The organism is Pseudomonas deceptionensis (assembly GCF_900106095.1).
GTDB classification, from domain to species: Bacteria; Pseudomonadota; Gammaproteobacteria; order Pseudomonadales; family Pseudomonadaceae; genus Aquipseudomonas; species Aquipseudomonas deceptionensis.
In genome coordinates, this window is sequence record NZ_FNUD01000002.1 from 4,466,272 (window position 1) to 4,482,576 (window position 16,305).

Annotated in this window: 19 protein-coding genes; 6 read left to right on the forward strand and 13 right to left on the reverse strand. The window is 60.1% G+C overall.

Features of this window, described 5'->3' with window-relative positions; all coding sequences use genetic code 11:
- Nucleotides 1-8: 8 nt before the first annotated feature.
- The 5 genes from BLW11_RS20640 to BLW11_RS20660 are packed head-to-tail and all read right to left on the reverse strand — an operon-like array spanning nucleotide 9 to nucleotide 2,927.
- A complete protein-coding gene (locus tag BLW11_RS20640) occupies nucleotides 9-788 on the reverse strand; it encodes a fimbrial biogenesis chaperone (protein ID WP_048359603.1) in 780 nt (259 codons plus the stop codon).
- A 24-nt stretch (nucleotides 789-812) separates the two neighbouring features.
- Complete coding sequence (locus BLW11_RS20645) at nucleotides 813-1,307, reverse strand: Csu type fimbrial protein (protein ID WP_048359604.1); 495 nt, start codon at nucleotides 1,305-1,307, stop codon at nucleotides 813-815.
- A 5-nt stretch (nucleotides 1,308-1,312) separates the two neighbouring features.
- Complete coding sequence (locus tag BLW11_RS20650) at nucleotides 1,313-1,846, reverse strand: Csu type fimbrial protein (protein ID WP_048359605.1); 534 nt, start codon at nucleotides 1,844-1,846, stop codon at nucleotides 1,313-1,315.
- Nucleotides 1,847-1,864: 18 nt separating this feature from the next.
- Nucleotides 1,865-2,404: a Csu type fimbrial protein gene (locus BLW11_RS20655; protein WP_048359606.1), complete on the reverse strand. Its 540-nt coding sequence runs from the start codon at nucleotides 2,402-2,404 to the stop codon at nucleotides 1,865-1,867.
- 16 nt (nucleotides 2,405-2,420) lie between these two features.
- Nucleotides 2,421-2,927, reverse strand: coding sequence for a Csu type fimbrial protein (locus BLW11_RS20660; RefSeq protein ID WP_425272783.1), 507 nt, complete (start codon nucleotides 2,925-2,927; stop codon nucleotides 2,421-2,423).
- Nucleotides 2,928-3,144: 217 nt separating this feature from the next.
- Between BLW11_RS20660 and BLW11_RS20665 the strand changes: the two genes are divergently transcribed.
- Entirely contained in the window at nucleotides 3,145-4,461 is a 1,317-nt protein-coding gene (locus BLW11_RS20665) for a protein kinase (protein WP_048359608.1), read from the forward strand.
- A 150-nt stretch (nucleotides 4,462-4,611) separates the two neighbouring features.
- Here the strand turns inward: BLW11_RS20665 and BLW11_RS20670 are convergent, their stop codons facing one another.
- The 3 genes from BLW11_RS20670 to BLW11_RS20680 form a co-directional block, all read right to left on the reverse strand.
- A complete protein-coding gene (locus BLW11_RS20670) occupies nucleotides 4,612-5,316 on the reverse strand; it encodes a YebC/PmpR family DNA-binding transcriptional regulator (protein WP_048359609.1) in 705 nt (234 codons plus the stop codon).
- Nucleotides 5,317-5,423: 107 nt separating this feature from the next.
- Nucleotides 5,424-6,815, reverse strand: a complete 1,392-nt coding sequence (locus tag BLW11_RS20675) for an FAD-dependent oxidoreductase (RefSeq protein WP_048359610.1) — start codon at nucleotides 6,813-6,815, stop codon at nucleotides 5,424-5,426.
- 15 nt (nucleotides 6,816-6,830) lie between these two features.
- Nucleotides 6,831-8,156, reverse strand: a complete 1,326-nt coding sequence (locus BLW11_RS20680) for an MFS transporter (RefSeq protein ID WP_048359611.1) — start codon at nucleotides 8,154-8,156, stop codon at nucleotides 6,831-6,833.
- Nucleotides 8,157-8,445: 289 nt separating this feature from the next.
- Here BLW11_RS20680 and BLW11_RS20685 point away from each other — a divergent pair, with 289 nt between their 5' ends.
- Nucleotides 8,446-9,315, forward strand: a complete 870-nt coding sequence (locus BLW11_RS20685) for a LysR substrate-binding domain-containing protein (protein ID WP_048359612.1) — start codon at nucleotides 8,446-8,448, stop codon at nucleotides 9,313-9,315.
- 15 nt (nucleotides 9,316-9,330) lie between these two features.
- Here BLW11_RS20685 and BLW11_RS20690 read toward each other — a convergent pair whose 3' ends face one another.
- Nucleotides 9,331-10,188 (reverse strand): LysR substrate-binding domain-containing protein, encoded by an 858-nt coding sequence (locus BLW11_RS20690; protein WP_048359613.1) that lies wholly within the window; start codon nucleotides 10,186-10,188, stop codon nucleotides 9,331-9,333.
- Between the two features lie 112 nt (nucleotides 10,189-10,300).
- On the opposite strand from BLW11_RS20690, the gene BLW11_RS20695 reads away from it, so the two are divergent.
- Complete coding sequence (locus BLW11_RS20695) at nucleotides 10,301-11,410, forward strand: 2-aminoethylphosphonate--pyruvate transaminase (protein ID WP_048359614.1); 1,110 nt, start codon at nucleotides 10,301-10,303, stop codon at nucleotides 11,408-11,410.
- Between the two features lie 71 nt (nucleotides 11,411-11,481).
- Entirely contained in the window at nucleotides 11,482-12,309 is an 828-nt protein-coding gene (gene phnX, locus BLW11_RS20700) for a phosphonoacetaldehyde hydrolase (protein ID WP_048359615.1), read from the forward strand.
- A gap of 44 nt (nucleotides 12,310-12,353) precedes the next feature.
- Here the strand turns inward: phnX and BLW11_RS20705 are convergent, their stop codons facing one another.
- Nucleotides 12,354-12,914, reverse strand: coding sequence for an NADPH-dependent FMN reductase (locus tag BLW11_RS20705; RefSeq protein ID WP_048359616.1), 561 nt, complete (start codon nucleotides 12,912-12,914; stop codon nucleotides 12,354-12,356).
- Between the two features lie 196 nt (nucleotides 12,915-13,110).
- Here BLW11_RS20705 and BLW11_RS20710 point away from each other — a divergent pair, with 196 nt between their 5' ends.
- Nucleotides 13,111-13,332 (forward strand): hypothetical protein, encoded by a 222-nt coding sequence (locus tag BLW11_RS20710; RefSeq protein WP_048359617.1) that lies wholly within the window; start codon nucleotides 13,111-13,113, stop codon nucleotides 13,330-13,332.
- A 94-nt stretch (nucleotides 13,333-13,426) separates the two neighbouring features.
- The gene (locus BLW11_RS20715; protein WP_048359618.1) at nucleotides 13,427-14,338 is read left to right on the forward strand and encodes a LysR family transcriptional regulator; all 912 of its coding nucleotides are present in this window, start codon (nucleotides 13,427-13,429) and stop codon (nucleotides 14,336-14,338) included.
- An 84-nt stretch (nucleotides 14,339-14,422) separates the two neighbouring features.
- On the opposite strand, the gene BLW11_RS20720 is transcribed toward BLW11_RS20715, so the two are convergent.
- From BLW11_RS20720 to rnhA, 3 genes are all read right to left on the reverse strand, one after another.
- Nucleotides 14,423-15,004: a GNAT family N-acetyltransferase gene (locus tag BLW11_RS20720; RefSeq protein ID WP_048359619.1), complete on the reverse strand. Its 582-nt coding sequence runs from the start codon at nucleotides 15,002-15,004 to the stop codon at nucleotides 14,423-14,425.
- A 72-nt stretch (nucleotides 15,005-15,076) separates the two neighbouring features.
- Nucleotides 15,077-15,832, reverse strand: a complete 756-nt coding sequence (gene dnaQ, locus BLW11_RS20725) for a DNA polymerase III subunit epsilon (protein WP_048359620.1) — start codon at nucleotides 15,830-15,832, stop codon at nucleotides 15,077-15,079.
- The gene (gene rnhA, locus BLW11_RS20730; RefSeq protein ID WP_048359621.1) at nucleotides 15,825-16,277 is read right to left on the reverse strand and encodes a ribonuclease HI; all 453 of its coding nucleotides are present in this window, start codon (nucleotides 16,275-16,277) and stop codon (nucleotides 15,825-15,827) included. The genes dnaQ and rnhA overlap by 8 nt, the downstream gene beginning before the upstream one ends.
- Nucleotides 16,278-16,305 lie beyond the last annotated feature (28 nt).

The window sequence follows — 16,305 nt, forward strand, 5'->3', positions numbered from 1 at the left end:
TGCCAGGGTTACTGGGCTAATGGCACCGTCTGCAGCTGCGTCTGCCCATTGACCCGGACTTGCAGCGCATCCCCCTGAGCTACCGGCGCCGGCCAGCGCATCGTTGCCCCCGGCAACACATAGCCGAGCAACCCTTCCACTACCGGCTTGGACTGAGTACCCGACTTGAGCGAGGCCTCAGTCAATCGCGCATGCACCGCGCCGCGATTGACCACCTCGACATAGGGCTTGCCATCGACCTTGAGGGTGCGCCCGCTCAACTGCGGCAAACCTGCACCCGTCGGGTCACGCGGGCGGCTTGCATCCGGTTTGCTCCACAGTCCCGCGCCATAGGCGAACAGCGGCACCGAATAACGCATCTGCAAGCGAATCGCGGCCGCCGTCTTGTTGCTGCCAGGCTCCGCAGGGGGCAGCGGTAAAGGAATCTCATCAATGATGATGCGGTATGCATGCTCCTCGCCAGCCGGGAAGGCCTTGGCGCGGGTCAGGCGGATCAGCTGCTTTTGACCGGGCTGGATGGTGGCCACAGGGGGGCTGCCGACCACGTCACGCTGGTTCTCGTACTTGTCGTCAAACCCCTCCTGGTTCCAGGCAAATACCCGTACCTGCAAGTTCGCGGGCGTGTCACCGCGGTTTTCCAGCCACAGGGCGCTGGCCTGCTGGTCGGCCTCCAGTACCGGATCAATGGGCCAGATCAGAATCGAACTGGCTGCCTGCGCCGACGGGGCTACGCCCACTGCCAGCAAGCAAAAAGCCAGGCCCTGAACTGGCCGTAAGAATGAATGCATAAACAAGCTCCTGATCCCTGGACATCAATAAGATAATTGCACTTGCAACGTATCGCTGTAGGTGCCCGCCGGCTGGTTGCCCGGCAATAGCACATAGCCAAAGATCGGCAGGCTGATGGCGTTGGCGTTGGTGTAAGGCACGTTGACCGACTGCGCGATACCCAGGCTTTGGCTGTGGGCTGCATCCTGAAACAGCTGGTAAGCAATCTGCGCAGTGCCGCTGCCCACTTTCAAATGACGCCCGCTGGCGTTGTACAAACCGCCATCGACCACCATGCTCACGCTCACCCCCGGCGTGCATTGCAGCGTCACGCCACCTGCCAGTGCCACACTCACCGCGGTGGTCGTTAATGCCGAATAAGTCCCGAAACTCAGGGTGCCATACAGCCCCCCCGTACTGGTGACAACGCAACCCGCCACGATGCTGGCGCTGACCTGCACCGCTGCTGTCGTAGCGGCATGCGCAACCCCGCTGCCTGAAAAAAGCAGCGCCAGCAAGAGAACGCGCGACCACGCCACACGGATTAAAAGGTCAGCACAACAGTAATGGTGTCGCTATAGGTCCCGGCCGGCAGCCCGACTTTGCCGGTAGCCTTGCCGTAGATATTGACCGTTTGTTCGACACCCGTGCTCTGTGGCAGCGTAACGTTGCCGCCGATAGCTATCGGGGTGGTGCGGCCCACATCACTGTAGAGGTCATACCCCACGTAATTACTGCCACTGGCCAAGGCCCGCGTGCCTTGGGCGGGCGCCAGTCCATCATGGTTACCGGCACCGAGGGTAATCGCGGGGGTGGTTCCGGCCGAACACAGGACCTTCATGGCCCCGGTGCCGCTCAGCACTTGGCCGTTCACGGTGCCAAACATCGTCGTCTCGGTACCGAAGTCCAGGGCTCCGAAGACCGCCCCCTCAGCTCCTGTCACTCCGTTGATCAGGCAACTGCTCGTCAACACCAACGAGGCGTTGACGGTGCCGCCCACGGTAGTGACCGCCTGCACCTGACCGGCCAACATCAAGCCCAACAATGAGAAACCCAGCGTTGATTTAAGTACGCGCATCTTGCACCCCACTCATGTTTACCAATCCAGCGTGACCCGTAGCGTGTCGCGGTAGATACCCGCCGGAAGCGCTTCGGGATTCGCCATCACCATGCCATACACCGGGATCGGTACCTGGCCACCACTTGCCACCACAAAATTGTGTTGTTGCCCGATGCTGTAGCTGTTGCTGCCAGCGGCATCGAGATACAAACGGTAAGGGATCATTTTCCGGCCATTACTTAACTGACGGGTCGTGCCATTGCCGTGATTGCCACCATCTATGGAGACTGAAAAACCCCGCACTGCAGGGTTACAGATCACCTTCAAATTGCTTTCGTTGCCCTCAAGCAACGCCTCGACCGGGGTATCCCAGGTCGGGCCCCGTGAGCCAAAGCTGAGCGTCCCAAGGTGGTCGAGGCGGTTTTCATCGGCCGCACCAGCCCCGCTGCTCACCTGGCAGCTGGCCATAATCACCAGTCGCGCCTGAATCTGCCCGTTAAGCATGGCCGCCTGTGCACCCGTGACCCACAGCGCACTGGCTGCAAGCAAGACTGACAATTGAACAGGGGCGGCCATATCCGTACTCCTGGCACTACCACGTGAGGGTGACCTTCAACAGGTCGGCATACAGCCCGACAGGGGGAATCTGCTGCAAAGGCTCGATGCGGCCATACAACGGCAACTCAACAGAACCGCTGTCAGGCACCGTTCCACTGACCGGCACATTGACCTGCAACGGTATTTGGCGGCCCGGGTCGCGGAACAGTCGATAAGGAATGGGCGGGCTACCCGGCCCCAGGGCCAAATAGCGGACATCGGCGGTGCCACCATGCTGGCCGCCGTCGATCTGAATTTGATAGGTGGTATCCGGGTTGCATTCAAGGCGGGGTAAACGAGTGTTTATCAGCGCTGCGTTCAAGGGTGACGAGGGGCCGTCGAGCCGTGCGGCACGACCGAAATCAAGCATGCCCAGGTAATCAACGCCCGCGTTACGGGTGACGCCCACCAGCTGGCAGCCCCGCTCGACGATGACTCGTACCTGAACGTCGTACTGCGCCGACCAGACACATGTACTGAACAAGGAGCCAATGATGACTATCCCTAGACGATGCTCCACGACTCTTCCCTGCTTGCTTTTATAGGATGAAGGCTAGCATTGAAGGAAAATACGTCCACTTATGTGCGAAATTAAACATAGATGTGCCGCTCATCACTTTTAACCTGCTGACCCCAGCGTGCAAAGACTCGGTCCCACGCTGATTAATCGTTATCATGCGCGGCACTTTTGCCCCAACCACGAGTACCCGACCCTGCTTATGGATACCCTCGCTAAACTGCGCGCCGGCCAATTGGCGGGCCTCAAACGCCTTGATCTGTCGTGCGGGCTGACCGAGTTCCCCTCCGAGATTTTCCAGCTGGCCGACTCGCTGCAAATCCTCAACCTGAGCGGTAACGCCTTAAGCAGCCTGCCCGACGACCTGCATCGCCTGACCCATTTGCGCATCCTGTTTTGCTCGGACAACCAGTTCACCGAACTGCCGCAATGCCTTGGCCAATGCGCGCAGCTCAGCATGATCGGCTTCAAGGCCAACCGGATCGGGAGCGTACCCGGCGCGGCGCTACCCCCTTTGCTGCGCTGGCTGATCCTGACCGACAACTGCATCGAGCAGTTGCCCGAAGAACTGGGCCAGCGCCCCCTGCTGCAAAAGCTGATGCTGGCCGGGAACCGCTTGCAGCAACTGCCCCGCAGTCTGGCAAACTGCGAACGCCTGGAGCTGATCCGGCTGGCCGCCAACCGTTTCACCGAGCTGCCGGACACCCTCTTGGCATTGCCGGGCCTTAGCTGGCTGGCTTATGCCGGCAACCCGCTGCGTGAAGATGCCAGCGCTCAGCGTGCAGCCGACAACACACCGAATATTGACTGGTCGCAGCTTGAGCTTGAACACACGTTGGGCGAAGGCGCCTCCGGGATCATTTATCAAGCGCGCTGGAACGCCCCCGGTCAGCCTGTGCAATCGGTGGCGGTCAAACTGTACAAGGGCAGCATTACCAGCGACGGCTCGCCGATCAATGAAATGAACGCCTGTATCGCTGCCGGTCAGCACCCCAACCTGATCAAGGTACTGGGGCGCGTAGTGGGCCATCCTGACAACCAGGCCGCGCTGGTCATGGAACTCATCGACCCGTCGTATATCAACCTTGCCGCCCTGCCCAGCTTCGACACCTGCAGCCGCGACGTGTACGCCGACAGCACGCGTTTCACCGGTGACAGCGCCTTGCGCATCGCACGGGGCATCGCCTCGGCGGCAGGCCACCTGCACGCGCAGGGCATCTGTCATGGCGATTTGTACGGGCACAATATTTTGTTCAATGCACAGGGCGAATGCCTGCTGGGGGATTTTGGCGCTGCGTGCTTCCACGCCACCGACGACAGCCCGCACAGCCGTGCGCTGCAACGCATCGAAGTGCGTGCGTTCGGGATTTTATTGGGGGAGTTGCTGGAGCGGATCGACTCGGGTTTGAGTGATCAACAGCGCAATGAGCTGCAAAGGTTGCAACAGCGCTGTACCCAGCCAGACGTGTTGGCACGGCCGGGGTTTGCAGAGGTGGCCAATACGCTGGACGCTTTGTAGCCGCTGACGAAGAACGAAGGCTGCGATCGTCAGCGGCTTGGACAACGGCAACTGTGGGAGCGAGCCTGCTCGCGAAGGTCGTTCGCGAGCAGGCTCGCTCCCACAGTAGGGCTTGACCTACAACAGAGTATCTACAGGGTCGGTGCTGGCTTACGCCAACGCCACAAACATGTCCTGCACGTCGTCCTGCTCTTCCAGCTTCGCCAGAAACTCCTGAACCTCGGCCATCTGCTCGTCAGTCAAACCACTTACCGGGTTTTTCGGCTGGTAGCCCAGCTTGGCCGACAGCACGGTGAAGCCTTGCTCCGGCAGGGCTTTTTGCACGGCGTCCAGGTCAGTCGGCTCGGTGATGAACAAGGTCGTGCCTTCTTCTTCACCTTCTTCGAAGTCCTGGGCACCGGCTTCAATCGCGGCCATTTCCGGATCAGCGTCCGGGGTGTCCGGCTTGGCTTCGATCATGCCCACGTGGTTGAAATCCCATGCCACCGAACCCGAAGCGCCCAACTGGCCCTTGCGGAAGGCAACGCGGATTTCAGCCACCGTGCGGTTGATGTTGTCTGTCAGGCACTCAATGATCAGCGGCACCTGATGGGGAGCAAAACCTTCGTAGGTAACACGATGGTATTGCACGGCCTCGGTACCGATACCGGCGCCTTTATTGATCGCGCGCTTGATGGTGTCAGCCGGCATCGAGGCTTTCTTGGCCTGCTCGTAGACCAGGCGCAAGTGCGAGTTCATGTCCGGGTCGGCGCCATTTCGGGCCGCAACCGTCAGTTCCTTGGCCAGCTTGCCAAAAATCTTGCCGCGGCTGTTGGCGGCGTCCGCTTTATGTTTAACCTTCCACTGTGCGCCCATTGCTTGCTCTCTCAATCTGGTGTGTCGCGGCCTGTCGGCCGTCGAATGGGCGCAAGTTTATACGGCAAGAAGTCGGCAATCGACCAAAAAATCCAATCCGTGCCTGCTTAACCCTTATCCGCCTTGCCCGCAGCCGCTGCGAATTTGGCCAGACGCACATCTAGATGCCGGGGCCGGCGACCATGATCCTCGGCCCGCTCCTTGCGCCGAATTGCGTTGCGCACCATCAACGAGCCCAGGTAACGAATGGGTTCTGGCGGGAAATACCCCAGCGGCCCGTTGACCAGCGGCGAGCGTGTCCAGTCATTGGCTTGGCCCTGTACCAGCGATGCCAGGATCTGACCTCCCATATGACACGGTCCAACCCCGCTGCCCGAATAGCCAAAGCCATAAAACACATTGCCGTGGCTGCTCATCTGACCGAAAAACGGCAAGCCGGTGACCGAGCGATCGGAAGGCCCGTTCCAGGTAGCCTCCACGGCAACCCCGGCAAATGCCGGGAAAAACTGCTCCAGGCTTTGGCGCAATAGCCCGGCATAGGGCGAAGGCTGATCGAATACCGGCAACATGCGACCGCCAAAGGCAAAGGTATTGCCGCCCTTGCCCAGCATGATTCGCCCGTCCGGGGTGTTGTGGTAGTAGTGCACAAAAATGCGTGAATCGAGCACGGTGACGCCGCTGGTCAGGCCGATTTCTTCAAGCAGGTCCGGGCGCGGTTCGGTAATCAGCATATCGCTGGACACAATCGCCACACTGCGCTCGAACTGCGGGAACGCTCGGGCCATCCAGGCATTCATCGCCAACACCACGCGGTCGGCGCGAATGCTCCCGGCAGGTGTGCGGATCAGCGCCGTGGCGCCCTCCTCCAGCCCGGTCATCGGGGAGTTTTCGTAAATCTTCACGCCCAGCTGCAACGCAACCCGACGCAGCCCGCGCACCAGCTTGCCCGGTTGTACGCTGGCGGCGGCCGGTGAAAACCAGCCCTCCACATGCAGGGCCGAACCGGCCCTGCGCTGCACTTCTTCAACCGGCAACTTGCTGAACGAGTTGATGGACTGGCGCTCCAGCGCCGCGATCACGCCGTCGGTCGAACCGACCTGGGCCTGATTGGTGGCGGTGTACAAGGTGCCATCCAGGCGGTAATCGGCGTCCACTGCGTACTTGTCACAGAACGCACCGATGGCATAAATGCTTTGCTCTGACGCGTTCACCAGCCGCACCGCCTCTTCCACCCCGAACAGCCGCTCAAGGGTGAAGTATTTGGCCGACCACGACAGGGCGCAGCCACCATTGCGCCCGCTGGCACCCGCGCCGCAGATATCCGCCTCGATCAGCACCACATCCAGCTCGGGGCTCTGTTCCTTGAGCATGATCGCCGTCCACAGCCCGGTGTAACCGCCGCCCACAATGCACACTTGAGCCCGGCGCTCACCCGCCAGCGCTGCACAAGGTTCACCATTTTCCAGGGCAAGCGCCTGTTCCAGCCAAAAAGGTCGCATGGGTAGTTCTCCTGCTCAGGTACGCAAAGGTTTGATCAACAACGGGTGATTGGGCACAAACGCGCAGTAGGGCTTGAGCCCCTGAGGGCGGCTGTTCCAGTGGGGTATCAGCACAAGCGCGCTAAAGAGGGCACAGACCGCAAAGACGATAAACACCGTGACCGTATCGAAGTAACCCGGTAGCAAGCCGCCAAGAACCGCCCCGACCGAGCCGCAGCCGTTCACAAAGCCGGCGGCCGTAGCGCCGGCTTTGGCGGTGCCGAAATCAATCGCCGCCGCGCCACAAATCATCGAGTCCGGCCCGTACAGGGTCAGCCCCATGACAAACAGCAGGGCCACCACCAGCACCACACTGCCGGACTGCAATGCCCCCATAAAGAACGCCAGGGCAATGGTCAGCGCCAGCAGACTCAAAATACAGGCGGGCATGCGCCGGGCACCGAAGAGCTTGTCGGATGCCAGGCCGACCATGATCGGCCCCAGCAAGCCGGCCAGCTCAAATGCCGTGGGAATGATCGCCGCGCCCACCTTGCCCACGTGGGGCATCTGTTCAAAAACGATCACCGGGCCCCACAGCAGAATCGCGTAACGCGCCGGTTTCAACATGAAGTACGCCAGCCCCAGAGTCAGCACCGTGCGGTTGCGCATGATCTCGCGCAGCGGCGCCCAGATGCTGATGCACTTTTCGGCAGCGATCTCCTCAGCGCTCATTTCAGGCTCCGGCTCTACCGCCGGCAAGCCGACGTCCTCGGGCTTGTTGCGCTGAAAAATAAAAAACAGCACCGCCGCTACCGCCACGACAGCCGCACTGGATATGAACGCCGCGTGCCAGGTGCCCATCACCGTGTACGCCCACCACCCGGCAAAGGGTGATGCCACCAGACCGCCAAAGGCGTAGCACGAACTCCACAGCCCCAGCACCCGACCACGCTGTTCGGCCGGGAAGAAGCTGCCGATGTTTTTGCACAGGGCCGACCAGCCCGTCGATTGCGCCAGCCCTTGAATCAGCATGCAGGTGGCGAAGATCGGCAACGTGGCGAAAGTGCCCATGGCCAGCGCCGCCAACGCCGAGATGATCAGGCCGCCCAGCACCACAACGCGCGGGCCGAAGCGATCGGCGAGGATGCCCCAGGTGAATTGCCCGACGGCGTATGCAGCCAGGTAGATGGCGTCGAGATTGGCCATGGCCATCTTGTCCAGATGGAAGCTGGGGTCTTCGCCAATCCCCAGTTTGGCGACGGAAAACGCTTTGCGAGTGAAGTAGAAGGCCGCGTAGGCCAGCCAAGTGATGGCAAATACTTGCATGCGCCAACGCTTGATGGTGGCAAAGGACTTGTTCATGTTGGGTCTGACCTCAGGTATGGAATGTGCCGGCAGAATCAGAAAAGAACGCCTGTTTTTTTATTGTGTTAAGCACTTCATGCCGTCCTTCAGAACTGGCCGGCATTTACCTGACACACCATGACGCACCCGTTTTTATTGGTTATGAGGGTCGCCCATGGCCGTGTCGCGACCCGGCGCTATCGAGGACATAACGCCGGGTTGAGGCCGATCAAAGCAATTACTGACTAATAGGTAAAATCGATTTATCGTATTTCACTCATAAGCTCAGCTTGTAAGAGGTTGCCCGATGTCGGTTTCCCATGCGCAGTTGAAAGCCTTCCACGCGGTTGCCGTCCATGGCAGCTTCACCCGCGCCGCCGAGCGATTGTTTTTGAGCCAGCCGGCCATTTCCGACCAGGTCCGAAAACTTGAAGAACGGTTTGGCGTATTGCTGTTCCACCGCAATAAGCGTTCGGTGCGCCTGACCGACCTGGGCGAACGCCTGCTGGGCATCACCCAGCGCCTGTTCGTGGTGCAGGCCGAGGCGCAAGAGCTGCTGCAAGACTCCCAGGCCCTGCAAACCGGCAGCCTGGTGCTGGCCGTGGATGCCCCCGTTCACGTCCTGCCACAGATCGCCCGTTTCTGTGAGCGCTACCCTGGCATTCGTGTCCGCATCGAGACCGGCAACACCGACGAATCCCTGGCGCGACTGTTCAACTATCAGGCGGATCTGGCGCTGTTGGGGCGGGACGTCAGTGATCAGCGACTGCTGACACTGACCTTGCGCAGCGATCCGATGGTGGCGTTTGTCGCGCAAACCCACCCGTGGGCCAGCCGCAGTTCCATTTGCCTGGCCGACCTGGATGACACACCGCTGGTGCTGCGCGAAGTGGGCTCCGTGACCAGGCAAACCCTTGAAGAAGAAATGAGCCAGGCCGGCTTGCGCATACGTGCCGCGATCCAGGTTGAAGGTCGCGAAGCGGCGCGTGAAGCAGTGGTGGTCGGGATTGGCGTGGGCGTGGTGTCGGCGGCAGAGTTCGGCTCAGACTCGCGGGTGATTGCCCTGCCTATCACCGACTGCAAAAGACGCCTGACTGAAACCCTCGTGTGCCTGCGCGAGCAAAGCTCACGCCGGGTGGTGGCGACGTTTCTGGACATCGTAAAAGAGCATTTGTGAAGGCCGCGGCCGTGGCTACGGCGCCAACTCCATAAACGCCTTGATCAGCCGCAACTCGGCGCGGCGCTCCATACAACCGAGCATGTGGCGGTTGACCAGCCCGGCGCCGTTGATCGGTACCGCGCGAACACGGGAGTCATGGCTGACCTCTACCGACGAGACGACGCCCACCCCCAGCTGTGCGGCGACCGCCTCGGTAACGGCTTCACGACTGTCCAGCTCCAGCAGCACGCGCGGGGTGACCCCGGCCTGCCCGCACGCGGCATCGAAGGTACGGCGGGTAATCGACGTCGGCTCACGCAACACCATGATCACCTGATCCAGCTGCTCGATGGCAATGCCGCCCGCCAGGCCCAGCCACGGATGATTGGCCGGCACCAGGGCGCAAATCCGCGACTCGTTGAGAGGCCGCAAGGTCAGACCTTTGCGCGGTTCAATTTCGGTCAGCACGGCCACATCCACATGCTCTGACACCAATGCCGCCAGGGTTTCCTGGGCATTGCCCAACCGCAAATTTACGGTAATCCCCGGGTAGCGCGCCCGCAGGCTGGCCAGCATCGGCATGACCTGATGCGGGCCATCGGCCGCCACTTCCAGGCGCCCGGTCAGCAACTGCCGATGGGCCTCCAGCAGGACCTGCGCCTCATCGACCAGGCCAAACATGGCGCGGGTAATGGCCGCCAGCTTGATCCCCTCCTGCGTCAACTCCACACGCCGGGCCGTACGCCGCAGCAAGGTGATCTGGTAGTGCTCTTCAAGGGTCTTGATATGCCCGGTGACCGCCGGCTGGCTGATAAACAGGCGAGCCGCCGCCCGGGTAAAACTGCCTTCGCGGGCCACGGCATCGAAGGCGCGGAGCTGGAATAAATTCATCTATAAGCCTCACTGATGGCTGGCATAACAACAAACAATTTGATTGATAGCAACTCAAACTGCAATTTATGCCGTGTATCCAGTACATCCCAACGCTTGTGAGGAAACCAGAATGAGTACTGCCGCACCGATCCTGCTGACCCCTGGCCCACTGACCACCTCGCAGCGTACCCGACAGGCGATGATGGTCGACTGGGGCTCATGGGATGACAGCTTCAACCAGTTGACTGCCAGCCTGTGCGAGCAACTGCTGGCCATTATCAATGGCGGTGCCAGCCATCACTGCGTGCCACTGCAAGGCAGCGGCACCTTCGCCGTCGAAGCGGCCATTGGCACCCTGGTGCCACGGGACGGCAATGTGCTGGTGCTGATCAACGGCGCGTACGGCAAACGCCTGGCCAGGATTTGTGAGGTACTGGGCCGCCGTTTCAGCACCTTTGAAACCGCCGAAGACGAGCCCACCACTGCCGCCGACGTTGACCGTCTGCTGCAAGCTGACCCGAGCATCACCCATGTGGCGCTGATTCATTGCGAAACCAGCACCGGCATCCTGAACCCGCTGCCCGAAATTGCTGCGGTCATCGCCCGGCACGGCAAGCGTCTGATCATCGACGCCATGAGTTCCTTCGGCGCCTTGCCTGTTGACGCACAGCAAGTGCCGTTTGACGCACTGATCGCAGCCTCCGGCAAATGCCTGGAAGGTGTACCGGGCATGGGGTTTGTCTTCGCCCGCAAAGAGGCACTGGCCAACGCCGCCGGCAACAGCCACTCACTGTCGATGGACCTGCACGACCAGCACACCTACATGGCCAAGACCGGGCAATGGCGCTTCACCCCGCCCACCCACGTGGTCGCCGCGCTGCACGAGGCACTGCTGCAATACAACGAAGAAGGCGGCCTGCCAGCACGCCACCAGCGCTACGCCAACAACTGCCGGGCACTGCTCGACGGCATGGCAGCACTGGGCATTCGCAGTTTTCTGCCCGAGGCCATTCAAGCGCCGATCATCGTCACCTTCCATGCGCCGAAAGACCCGCGCTACCAGTTCAAGGAGTTCTACGAACGCGTCAAGGCCAAAGGTTTCATCCTGTACCCGGGCAAACTGACCCAGGTCGAGACCTTCCGTGTGGGCTGCATCGGCCACGTCAATCAGGCTGAGATGCAGGCTGCTGTAAACGCCGTGGCGCAGGTGCTGCAGGAAATGGAAGTACTGGAAATCTGACGGCACTGTTGCTCAACAACACCCCAAATTACTCCGTGCGACCAAGAGTCGCTCACACAGGATTTACCGACATGAACTACACCAACCCAAGCAAGCTTCAGGCCGCCATTCTCGATTGGGCCGGCACCGTGGTCGACTTCGGCTCGTTCGCCCCCACGCAGATTTTTGTCGAAGCCTTTGGCGAGTTCGATGTGCAAGTGTCCATTGAAGAAGCACGCGGCCCGATGGGCATGGGCAAGTGGGACCACATCCGCACCCTGTGTGACCAGCCGCAAATCACCGAACGCTATAAAAAAGCATTTGGCCGCGCCCCGACTGACGACGACGTGACCGCCATCTACGAACGTTTCATGCCACTGCAAATCGAAAAAATCGCCGAGCATTCGGCATTGATCCCGGGCGCACTGGAAACCATCGCCACGCTGCGCGAGCAAGGCATCAAAATCGGTTCGTGCTCGGGCTACCCGGCACAAGTGATGGCCAAAGTGGTTGAGCTGGCCGCCACCAACGGCTACGTTGCCGACCACGTAGTGGCCACCGACGAAGTTCCCAACGGCCGCCCGTGGCCAGCTCAGGCACTGGCCAACGTCATCGCGCTGGGCATCGACGATGTGGGCGCCTGCGTGAAGATCGACGACACCGTTCCGGGCATCCTGGAAGGTCGCCGTGCCGGCATGTGGACCGTTGCGCTGGTGTGCTCCGGCAATGCCCTGGGGCTGACCCATGAGCAATACAAAGCGCTGGACGCTGCAACACTGGCCAGCGAACGCACGCGTATCCACGCCCTGTTCGCCGGCTCACGCCCCCACTATCTGATCGACACCATCAGCGACCTGCCGGACGTGATCACTGACATCAACCGCCGCCTGGCCAAAGGCGAGATGCCGCAAAGCAGCTAAGACGCAGCGTCAAGCCGCAAGCCTGTAGCTTGCGGCTTTATGCTTCATTCCTTGTGCTGACGCTCAACCCACCCGGCAAATTCGTCGATGAACTTTTGCAAGAACGGCCGGGTTTTGTCTGACAGCTTGCCAGACGCATCAAATGCATCCCCCGCACCGCTCAGGTAGGCCTCAGGCTGCTGCATGCACGGCACATTGAGAAACACCAGAGACTGGCGCAAATGATGATTGGCCCCAAAGCCGCCAATGGCTCCCGGGGACACGCTGATCACCGCACCTGGTTTGCCGCTGAATACGCTTTGACCATAGGGGCGCGAGCCAACATCGATGGCGTTTTTCAGCACACCGGGCACCGAGCGGTTGTATTCAGGGGTAACAAACAGCACCGCATCGGCCGGGCGGACCTTGTCACGGAAGGCGGTGTAAGGTGCAGGGGGCGGCGTGACATCAATGTCTTCGTTGTAAAGCGCCAGCTCACCGATTTCGACAATGTTCAGCTTCAGGCTGGCCGGAGCCAGTTCGGCAAGCGCATGGGCCACTTTTCGATTGAGGGAGTCCTTCCTCAAACTGCCAACCAACACTGCAACGCTGTAGACCTTGCTCATGGAAAACCCCGAGTCTGTGGCTGTAGGAAGAGTAGTTATAGATGATCGGACGCCTTTCTTGCACCCCAGTTCACCCTATCGGCCTGCAAGCCTGTAAAGTAGGCCGACTATTTTTTTCACATTGCTAAACTTCCCCTACTGAACAACGGTCTACAGAACCGCAAATTGGGTGTTTATCTCCAGAGGTTCTCTACAAATGGCGGCAGTTCTCGTTGGGCAATTTCATGCAAGAGATGCGGAAGGCCGTGTCTATTCCGTGCATGAGTTTGAAAATACAGAAGCAACAGGCGACCAACTCGTAACAACGTACAAACTGGCCATTGGCGACCGAGTCAAAAAGAACGACGACAATAATTTCGAGCTGGTGCAGTCGGGCGTCATTCTGGTTCGTGATCCTTCTCCGATTGTCACAGCCTGACCTGCTTCCCCGGCATATCGCTGAAGTCAAAGGATGAGACCTGGATCAGGCTTCGCAACGCTGAAACCTCATCTGCTGAACATGGACTTCACGCATGCGTTTACGCCACATCGAAGTGATTCAGGCCATATTGCAAACCGGCAACCTCGGCCATGCTGCCGAGTTGCTGCAATTGCCAACGACCACCCTCAGCGCCACGCTGCAGGAGGCCGAACAACAATTGGGCTTTATGCTGTTTTCCAGTGTTCGCGGGCGGCTCCAGGCCACCCGCGACACGCTTTTGCTGCAACCCCTGATCAACCAGCTGTACCAGGCACTTGAGCCGCTGCGCCAGCTTGGCAACGACTTGCGTCAGCATCAAGAGCCGGCCTTGCGCGTGGTGTGCAGCGAGACACTGGCACAGCCACTTCTGCCCCACTGCATAGGCGCACTGCGCCGCCGCTTTCCCGACACCCCGACCACCTTGAGCAGCCAGCCTTGCGCTGAAATCGTGCGCCGTCTGTTAATGGACGAATGCGATATCGGCCTGAGCCTGCAACCGTCCGAACAATCGGGGATCGACTGCCGACCCCTGATCCAGGGCAAAGTGCAGCTTCTGGCCCCCCACGGCTGGTTATCCCCCAAGCACAAATACATCGCGCTGCAAGAGCTGGCTGGCCAGGCAATGATCGGCCTGCAGCAGCACGACCCACTGAGCCGCGTACTGGACGGCAAGCTGCAAGCCTTGCGCCCCATGCCTGTCGTGCACATTCAGGTTCAGAGTTATCAGATGATGCGCAGCATGGTGGAGGCGGGCGAAGGGCTGGCACTGGTCGACCCGTTTACGGCAGTGGGCGCCAAAGCCGGGGGGCTGGATGTGTGCCCCCTGTCGCCTGCCATTCCCGTGACACTGTATGCACTGACACGCAAAGGCTGTGAGCCCGGGCTGGCGCTTGCTGCATTGCTCGAGATCGTGCACCGGAAAGCCGAGGCATTGCTGGCTGATCAGGGGTTGGTGGTGCTTTAACACCGGCAAACTGTAGTCGCTGCCGAAGGCTGTGATGGGGAGTTGAAACGCGGGGCCACGCCCGCTTCGCAGCCGTCACAGCGACTACACAGGCTGAATCCGGCTCTCGAAAATCAGATACCAGAAAATCGCTACCTCGCTGGTCTGCGGATCAATACCGCGATAGCGCAAATAATCGATCCCGCCTACCTGATACCCGCAACGTTCGTACAAGCGGCAGGCGCCGAGATTGTTGTTCTGGGTTTCAAGCATGATCCCTGGCAGGTTCTTCTTGTGGCTCCAGAACTTGACCACTTCCAGCAACGACCTTGCGACACCATGGCGACGGGCACTGGCCACCACCGCCAGCTCGTCAACATGGGCAAACCCATTCCAGTTGGTGCTCACCACCACATGCCCGACCGGCTGGTTGTCCAGATAGGCCATGAAAATGTCACTGTCCTTGCCACCGCGATAGCTGGCAAATTCATCCGGGTCGATGCCGTAGCATTTGCGGTAAGGCGTGATCAGATCCAGCGGCCAGTGCTCAACCTTTTTATGACGATCGGCACGGGCATAGGCGCGCACTTCAAAGCTGAAATCGTTGCACCACACATACGGGGCAAAACCTTCGTCAGCCAGACGTACCGAGACTTGAGGGTCTTTGGGGTTCATAACCAGGTGCATGAAAAATCCTTCTTTCCTTTCGTCAATGCGGGCAACGGGCTGCTGCACAGCCCATCGCAGACCTCGCAACGACTACAAGGCCTGCCCCTTCGCATCGAGAAGCTGAGCCCAGAGCGACGGACCACCCGCCGATTTGGCAATAGCTTCAAGCCGTGCGGCATGCTCAGCCAAGTCGCTTTCACTTGCACGAATAATCCGACCCGGCTGGCGGTCGGCCGACAGGCGGCGAATTTCGCTGGCCTGATTGCCCGAACCTTCGCCTGACCCATTACCGTCAGAAGCATTACCGGCCAACGACAGGCTGGTCTGCCCGCCCGTCATGGTCAGGTAAACGTCTGCCAGGATCTCGGAGTCAAGCAATGCGCCGTGAAGTTCACGGCCCGAGTTGTCGACGCCATAACGTTTGCACAAGGCATCGAGGCTGTTGCGCTGCCCCGGGTGACGCGCGCGCGCCATCGCCAGGGTATCGAGGATGGTGCAGTGCGCAGTGAGGTCAGCCCGGTCCATCTGCCCGATCAGGGCAAATTCGTTATTCAGGAAGCCCACGTCGAACGCGGCGTTATGAATGATCAGCTGAGCGCCCTTGATGAAGTCAAAGAACTCATCGGCCACTTCAGCAAAGCGGGGCTTGCCCACCAGAAATTCGTTGGTAATGCCGTGGACGCCAATGGCGCCTTCGTCACTTTCACGGTCGGGTTGCAGGTACACGTGAAAATGCCGGCCCGTCAAACGACGGCCCATCAACTCGACGCAACCGATCTCGATCACCCGGTGGCCATCGGTGACCGGCATACCGGTGGTTTCAGTATCGAGTACAACACTACGCATGCTTGATGCCCCTCATTTCATCCACGCCGCGGTTAGCCAGCTGGTCCGCACGCTCGTTACCGTAGTGACCAATGTGCCCGCGTACCCACTGCCATTTCACGGTGTGACGACTGACCTGCTCATCGAGCAGCTTCCACAGGTCGGCATTTTTCACCGGCTCTTTGGCAGCCGTTTTCCAGCCGCGTTTTTTCCAGTTGACCATCCACTCGGTGATGCCTTTCATCACGTACTGGGAGTCAGTCACCAGCAACACCTCACAAGGACGCTTGAGCTCTTCAAGCCCGCGAATGGCTGCCATCAGCTCCATGCGGTTGTTGGTGGTATTGGGCTCGCCACCCCAAAGTTCCTTTTCAACGCCCTGGCAAACCAGCAAAGCACCCCAGCCACCTGGGCCAGGATTGCCCTTGCAGGCACCATCGGTGAACATTTCAACGCTATCGCTCATTACAAACTATCCAGAAAAGGCTGCTTAT

Excerpts from the sequence above, each read along its gene's own strand:
- BLW11_RS20715 (WP_048359618.1), top strand. The coding sequence starts at position 13,427 with ATGCGTTTACGCCACATCGAAGTGATTCAGGCCATATTGCAAACCGGC.
- BLW11_RS20680 (WP_048359611.1), bottom strand. The coding sequence starts at position 8,156 with ATGAACAAGTCCTTTGCCACCATCAAGCGTTGGCGCATGCAAGTATTT.
- BLW11_RS20705 (WP_048359616.1), bottom strand. The coding sequence starts at position 12,914 with ATGAGCAAGGTCTACAGCGTTGCAGTGTTGGTTGGCAGTTTGAGGAAG.
- BLW11_RS20670 (WP_048359609.1), bottom strand. The coding sequence starts at position 5,316 with ATGGGCGCACAGTGGAAGGTTAAACATAAAGCGGACGCCGCCAACAGC.
- BLW11_RS20655 (WP_048359606.1), bottom strand. The coding sequence starts at position 2,404 with ATGGCCGCCCCTGTTCAATTGTCAGTCTTGCTTGCAGCCAGTGCGCTG.
- BLW11_RS20675 (WP_048359610.1), bottom strand. The coding sequence starts at position 6,815 with ATGCGACCTTTTTGGCTGGAACAGGCGCTTGCCCTGGAAAATGGTGAA.
- BLW11_RS20695 (WP_048359614.1), top strand. The coding sequence starts at position 10,301 with ATGAGTACTGCCGCACCGATCCTGCTGACCCCTGGCCCACTGACCACC.
- BLW11_RS20690 (WP_048359613.1), bottom strand. The coding sequence starts at position 10,188 with ATGAATTTATTCCAGCTCCGCGCCTTCGATGCCGTGGCCCGCGAAGGC.
- rnhA (WP_048359621.1), bottom strand. The coding sequence starts at position 16,277 with ATGAGCGATAGCGTTGAAATGTTCACCGATGGTGCCTGCAAGGGCAAT.
- BLW11_RS20685 (WP_048359612.1), top strand. The coding sequence starts at position 8,446 with ATGTCGGTTTCCCATGCGCAGTTGAAAGCCTTCCACGCGGTTGCCGTC.
- phnX (WP_048359615.1), top strand. The coding sequence starts at position 11,482 with ATGAACTACACCAACCCAAGCAAGCTTCAGGCCGCCATTCTCGATTGG.
- BLW11_RS20710 (WP_048359617.1), top strand. The coding sequence starts at position 13,111 with ATGGCGGCAGTTCTCGTTGGGCAATTTCATGCAAGAGATGCGGAAGGC.
- BLW11_RS20720 (WP_048359619.1), bottom strand. The coding sequence starts at position 15,004 with ATGCACCTGGTTATGAACCCCAAAGACCCTCAAGTCTCGGTACGTCTG.
- BLW11_RS20665 (WP_048359608.1), top strand. The coding sequence starts at position 3,145 with ATGGATACCCTCGCTAAACTGCGCGCCGGCCAATTGGCGGGCCTCAAA.
- BLW11_RS20650 (WP_048359605.1), bottom strand. The coding sequence starts at position 1,846 with ATGCGCGTACTTAAATCAACGCTGGGTTTCTCATTGTTGGGCTTGATG.
- dnaQ (WP_048359620.1), bottom strand. The coding sequence starts at position 15,832 with ATGCGTAGTGTTGTACTCGATACTGAAACCACCGGTATGCCGGTCACC.
- BLW11_RS20640 (WP_048359603.1), bottom strand. The coding sequence starts at position 788 with ATGCATTCATTCTTACGGCCAGTTCAGGGCCTGGCTTTTTGCTTGCTG.